Annotated in this window: 5 protein-coding genes and 1 pseudogene; 3 read left to right on the top strand and 3 right to left on the bottom strand. The window is 59.6% G+C overall.

The window, feature by feature from the left end; genetic code table 11:
* The first annotated feature begins 233 nt into the window (after nt 1-233).
* Complete coding sequence (locus ACFOKJ_RS12705) at nt 234-863, top strand: pyrimidine 5'-nucleotidase (protein WP_390280151.1); 630 nt, start codon at nt 234-236, stop codon at nt 861-863.
* Here the strand turns inward: ACFOKJ_RS12705 and ACFOKJ_RS12700 are convergent.
* Together ACFOKJ_RS12700 and ACFOKJ_RS12695 are read right to left on the bottom strand one after the other, a co-directional pair.
* Nucleotides 837-1,931 (bottom strand): VanZ family protein, encoded by a 1,095-nt coding sequence (locus tag ACFOKJ_RS12700; protein WP_390280149.1) that lies wholly within the window; start codon nt 1,929-1,931, stop codon nt 837-839. The two genes, ACFOKJ_RS12705 and ACFOKJ_RS12700, sit on opposite strands and share 27 nt — an antisense overlap.
* Nucleotides 1,932-2,052: 121 nt before the next feature.
* Nucleotides 2,053-2,646 carry an OmpW/AlkL family protein gene (locus tag ACFOKJ_RS12695; protein WP_390280146.1) on the bottom strand — a complete coding sequence of 198 codons (594 nt, stop codon included), beginning with the start codon at nt 2,644-2,646 and terminating at the stop codon, nt 2,053-2,055.
* A gap of 148 nt (nt 2,647-2,794) precedes the next feature.
* Here ACFOKJ_RS12695 and ubiD point away from each other — a divergent pair, with 148 nt between their 5' ends.
* Nucleotides 2,795-4,270 carry a 4-hydroxy-3-polyprenylbenzoate decarboxylase gene (gene ubiD, locus ACFOKJ_RS12690; protein WP_390280144.1) on the top strand — a complete coding sequence of 492 codons (1,476 nt, stop codon included), beginning with the start codon at nt 2,795-2,797 and terminating at the stop codon, nt 4,268-4,270.
* A gap of 75 nt (nt 4,271-4,345) precedes the next feature.
* The gene (locus tag ACFOKJ_RS12685; protein ID WP_390280142.1) at nt 4,346-4,699 is read left to right on the top strand and encodes a YggL 50S ribosome-binding family protein; all 354 of its coding nucleotides are present in this window, start codon (nt 4,346-4,348) and stop codon (nt 4,697-4,699) included.
* Between the two features lie 50 nt (nt 4,700-4,749).
* Here the strand turns inward: ACFOKJ_RS12685 and ACFOKJ_RS12680 are convergent.
* Nucleotides 4,750-4,852: pseudogene (locus ACFOKJ_RS12680) on the bottom strand (IS1595 family transposase); the annotation flags it as partial.

Genomic DNA, 4,852 nt, shown 5'->3' with positions numbered 1-4,852 from the left:
TACACCTATCGGTTATTTGGTTTGTTAAAGAGCGGGCTGACTTCGTTTCGTGTCGTCGTCAGCAGAGGAGGCGAACTATACCCATCGCCCCGAACCGCGTCAACACCAGAAAAACAGTTTTCTGTAATTAATTAGCTAAACAGCTGATTTTACGAAATAAAAAAATCACGATTACGCACTAACAGCCGCAGGCTACACTGCAGCTCTGATTTTGATGACGTGATCTTGTGGCAATGAACTGGCTTTTTGACCTGGATGAAACCCTGCACCACGCCGGCCATGCGGTATTTCCGCGCATCAGCCAGCGGATGACCGAGTACATCGTGACCTATCTGGGATACGAGGAAGCGCAGGCAAATCAGCTGCGCACACATTACTGGCGTCGCTACGGCGCGACACTGGGTGGACTGGTGCGCCACCACCGTATCTCAGCCGACCATTTCCTGCGCTTTACCCATGATATGGACGAGTTGCTGCCATGGATTCAGCGTGATTCGCGCCTGCCACACTTGCTGCGTCGCCTGCCCGGCCGTAAATGGGTGTTCTCCAACGGCCCGCAACATTATGTAGAGGCAATCACCGAACATCTGGGTATCGGTCAGCTGATCAGCGCCTGCTATGGCATGGAGGCGCTGGACTACCAGCCAAAGCCACGCAGTGGCGGCTACTTCCGGGTATTGCGCGATGCAGGTCTGGCTGCCGGCAATTGCGTGATGGTGGAAGACACCGCGGCCAACCTGCAGACGGCAAAGCGACTGGGCATGCGTACCGTGTGGATCAGTAATCGCGTCTGCCGCCCTGCCTGGGTGGACTGGCGCATCACCAGCCTGCAGCAGTTAGCCCGCTTGCCGCTGCTGACGTAATTGCTGGCTGCTGCTGAACAGCAGGCAGGCCAGTGCCATGACCGGCCACAGATCGGTAAGGAAGTCGACCAGCGCATTCATATTGTGCAGGTGCCCATAGGGCCAACGGAACAGCGACAGAAAATCGGCCTGCACTTCGCTGAGCGGCCAGAGCACAGCGGCCGTTTGCGCAGCCGCCAGTGCCAGCATGGCAAGTAGCGTCTGCATCAAGCGTGAGCAGCGCACCAATAGCCAGGACAGCAGAAAGCCGGCAGCCAGGCCGGTAACCAGATGTGGGTTGACCCACTGGAAGAAAGCAAATGGCTTGAGCAATGCCCCGGCAGCAAACAGCTTTAGCAACCAAGCCAGCAGCACAATCCACAGCACGGCACGGGCGCCATCTCCTTTGCGCTGCAAAAAACTGCTCAGCAGCAGATTGACCGCCAGCATATTGCTGGCGGCACCGCCGGCTTCCACCAGAAACAGGAATAACCGTGGATTGTCGATTGGCGACAGATATGGCTGCGGCAGCCCCTGCGGATAGGCCACCACCCCGAACAACGGCAATGCCGGATTGAGCTGGGTGAGGAACCACACCCCCATTACCAGCAGGCCGTAATCTGCGGCGCTATCGATGACAAAGTGCTGGCGGCGCCACTGCCACAAACCATGCCAGTAACGGCGGAACCAGCTGGATACCGCCAGCGCCGCGCCAATCAGGGCGCCGCCGATATTGCACAGGATGTCGAGATTGGAAGCGATGCGGCTGGGTAACAGCTCTTGCAGGAATTCCATGCTGAAGCTGGTCAGTGCCGCCAGCACGATGGCCAGCACAAAGGACAGCCAGCGCGGGTGCAACAGCAATGCCAGGCTGAAACCGTAAGGGATGTAGATGAGTACGTTGGCCGCATTGTCGAAAATACGGCTGTAATACGGCAGCGGGTAGGACAGGAACTCCAGTAGCGGGCGCCCGCTGTACGACCAGCCGCTGAACGGGTACAGGCTGAGAAAGGCGATGATGACCGCGTTGATCAGTGCCGCATACAGCGCCACATGATGCCGGGGAGAGAATGAAGATAAGGCGGTCATCGCCGGGCCAAGCGGAATGAATAACCGGGCTAGCATACCCAGCCGGGCCAGGCGGCACAAGGCAATGAGCAGCAAAAAGGGGCGCCATGGCGCCCCTTGCGAATGTGAAATCGGCTACGGCTTAGAACTTGGTACCGATACCCACGCTGGTCACCAGCGGATCGATGTCCAGGGTGCCAGCATCAACACCGCCAGCTTTCACCTTGGTCTTGATCCACAGTTTCTTCACGTCGAAGTTGACGAAGATGTTCTTGGTAACCGGGATGTCCACACCTACCTGCAGCGCCGGGCCGAAGCTGTTTTTCTTGATCGACAGATCCAGGCCGGAAGTATCCTTGAAGCTGTAGAAACGGGTGTAGTTGATACCGGCACCTACGTACGGACGGAACTGGCCTTCCGGACTGAAGTGGTACTGGGCGGTCAGGGTCGGCGGCAGCACGCGCACGGATGCGGTATGGCCGAGACTGGAAGTAACGTCATGTTTGGAAGTACCCAGAATCAGTTCGGCACCGATGTTGTCGGTGAACATGTAGGTGAAGTCGACTTCCGGGATGGTGTCGTCATTCACGTCCACATTCAGCGCAGCCAGGGTGCTGTCCACAGAAGTCTGCGGATTCACATTGGTAATGCGGAAGCGGGCCAGGATGTCACCCTGGGCAGCGAAAGCGGAAGCGGACAGAGCAGCAACCAGTGCAGCAGCAGCGAATTTTTTCATGATTATCTCCAAGCAAGACTAGCGATAGAAACTTGCGCAGCAACTGCAGCCGGTTGACTTGCCGGGATACGGGCAGTAGCTTGCGACGTCGAGAGAAAGCTTAACCCTGCGCTGCCTAGGGCTTTTTGCGCTAGATCATGAAAGCAACATGAAATACAACGACCTGCGGGACTTCATGTCCCAGCTTGAATCGCAAGGCGAACTCAAGCGCATTCGGGTGCCGGTATCGCCGCACCTGGAAATGACCGAAATCGGCGACCGCGTGCTGAAGGCCGGCGGCCCTGCCCTGCTGTTCGAGCAGCCACAGCAGGGGCAGCAGCGTTACGACATCCCGGTGCTGGCTAATCTGTTTGGCACACCCAAGCGGGTGGCGATGGGCATGGGTGCGGCCGACGTGATGGAATTGCGCGAAATCGGCAAGACCCTGGCCTATCTGAAGGAGCCGGAGCCGCCGAAGGGTCTGCGCGATGCCTGGGACAAGCTGCCACTGCTCAAGCAGGTGCTGTCGATGGCGCCGAAGGAAGTCAAGAAAGCGCCCTGCCAGCAGATCGTGTGGGAGGGTACCGATGTCGACCTGGCCCGCCTGCCCATCCAGCATTGCTGGCCGGGCGATGTGGCGCCGCTGATCACCTGGGGCCTCACCGTAACCCGTGGCCCGCACAAGAAGCGGCAAAACCTGGGCATTTACCGCCAGCAGGTCATCGGCCGCAACCGCGTGATCATGCGCTGGCTGGCGCACCGCGGCGGCGCGCTGGACTACCGCGAATTCCGTGCGGCCAACCCTGATAAGCCGTACCCGGTGGCGGTGGTGCTGGGCTGCGACCCGGCTACCATCCTGGGCGCGGTAACGCCGGTGCCGGACACACTGTCCGAATATCAGTTCGCCGGCCTGCTGCGCGGCAGCCGCACCGAGCTGGTGAAATGCATCGGCTCCGACCTGCAAGTGCCGGCCAGCGCCGAAATCGTGCTGGAAGGCCACATCCACCCGAACGACATGGCGATGGAAGGCCCGTACGGCGACCACACCGGCTACTACAACGAGCAGGACAACTTTCCGGTATTCACCATCGACCGCATCACCATGCGCGAGAATCCGGTGTACCACAGCACCTACACCGGCAAGCCGCCGGATGAGCCGGCAGTACTGGGCGTGGCGCTGAACGAGGTATTCGTGCCCATCCTGCAGAAGCAGTTTCCGGAGATCGTCGATTTCTACCTGCCGCCAGAGGGCTGCAGCTACCGCATGGCGGTAATCAGCATCAAGAAGCAGTACCCCGGCCACGCCAAGCGCGTGATGATGGGTTGCTGGAGCTTCCTGCGCCAGTTCATGTACACCAAGTTCATCGTGGTGGTAGACGACGACGTGAACACCCGCGACTGGAAGGAAGTGATCTGGGCGATCACCACCCGCATGGACCCGGTGCGCGACACCACGCTGATCGACAACACCCCGATCGACTATCTGGACTTTGCCAGCCCCATTTCCGGGCTGGGCGGCAAGATGGGGCTGGATGCCACCAACAAGCTGCCGGGCGAAACCAACCGCGAGTGGGGCACCCCGATCGTGATGGATGCCGGTACCCGCCAGCGGGTGGACGATCTATGGCAGCAGCTGGGACTGTAATCGCGGCAATGCGGCGGCACGACACTGGTTCGCTGGTATCATGCGCGCTTTAGATGCAACTTGAAGGCACACACCATGACCAACGCCAATTCCCGTAATCGCCTGAAACGCCTGAACAGCCGCCAGCGCAAGAAGCTGCGCGTGGGCGAATTCCAGGAGCTGGGCTTTACCCTGCAAGCCACGCTGAACTGTGACGAAGCGGCCAGCGATGCCTTCCTGAATGCCTGGCTGGAGGCAGTGGATGCCCACGGCGTGAGCTTTGGCGGCAACTACACCAAGGGCGAGCTGGATGGCATCGTATTCCCGGTAAGCGATGTGAAGATCACCGCAGAACTGCGCGCCGCACTGGTAGCCTGGCTGCAGGGCCGCAAGGAAATCGCCCAGATGGAAGCGGGTGAGCTGCTGGATGTGTGGCACAGCCGCTGGTAAGCCGGCACGCTGTCATGAAAACGGCCCCCCACGGGAGCCGTTTTTTATGGCTATGTCCCAATTACGAGTTGGTAGCCTCTCCCGAGAGCCTCCTGCAAACAATGCACCGGCTGAATCTGTCGACGGTAACGCTCCAGCATGCGCCGCCAGCCT

The sequence above is a fragment of the Vogesella amnigena genome, assembly GCF_042648905.1.
GTDB lineage: Bacteria > Pseudomonadota > Gammaproteobacteria > Burkholderiales > Chromobacteriaceae > Vogesella > Vogesella amnigena.
Note: the sequence above shows the minus strand (reverse complement) of the source record. Positions and strands in the feature narration are given on the sequence as shown.

Bases quoted from the DNA above. Each gene is read 5' to 3' on its own strand.
- ACFOKJ_RS12705 (WP_390280151.1), top strand. From the start codon at position 234: ATGAACTGGCTTTTTGACCTGGATGAAACCCTGCACCACGCCGGCCAT.
- ACFOKJ_RS12700 (WP_390280149.1), bottom strand. From the start codon at position 1,931: ATGACCGCCTTATCTTCATTCTCTCCCCGGCATCATGTGGCGCTGTAT.
- ACFOKJ_RS12695 (WP_390280146.1), bottom strand. From the start codon at position 2,646: ATGAAAAAATTCGCTGCTGCTGCACTGGTTGCTGCTCTGTCCGCTTCC.
- ubiD (WP_390280144.1), top strand. From the start codon at position 2,795: ATGAAATACAACGACCTGCGGGACTTCATGTCCCAGCTTGAATCGCAA.
- ACFOKJ_RS12685 (WP_390280142.1), top strand. From the start codon at position 4,346: ATGACCAACGCCAATTCCCGTAATCGCCTGAAACGCCTGAACAGCCGC.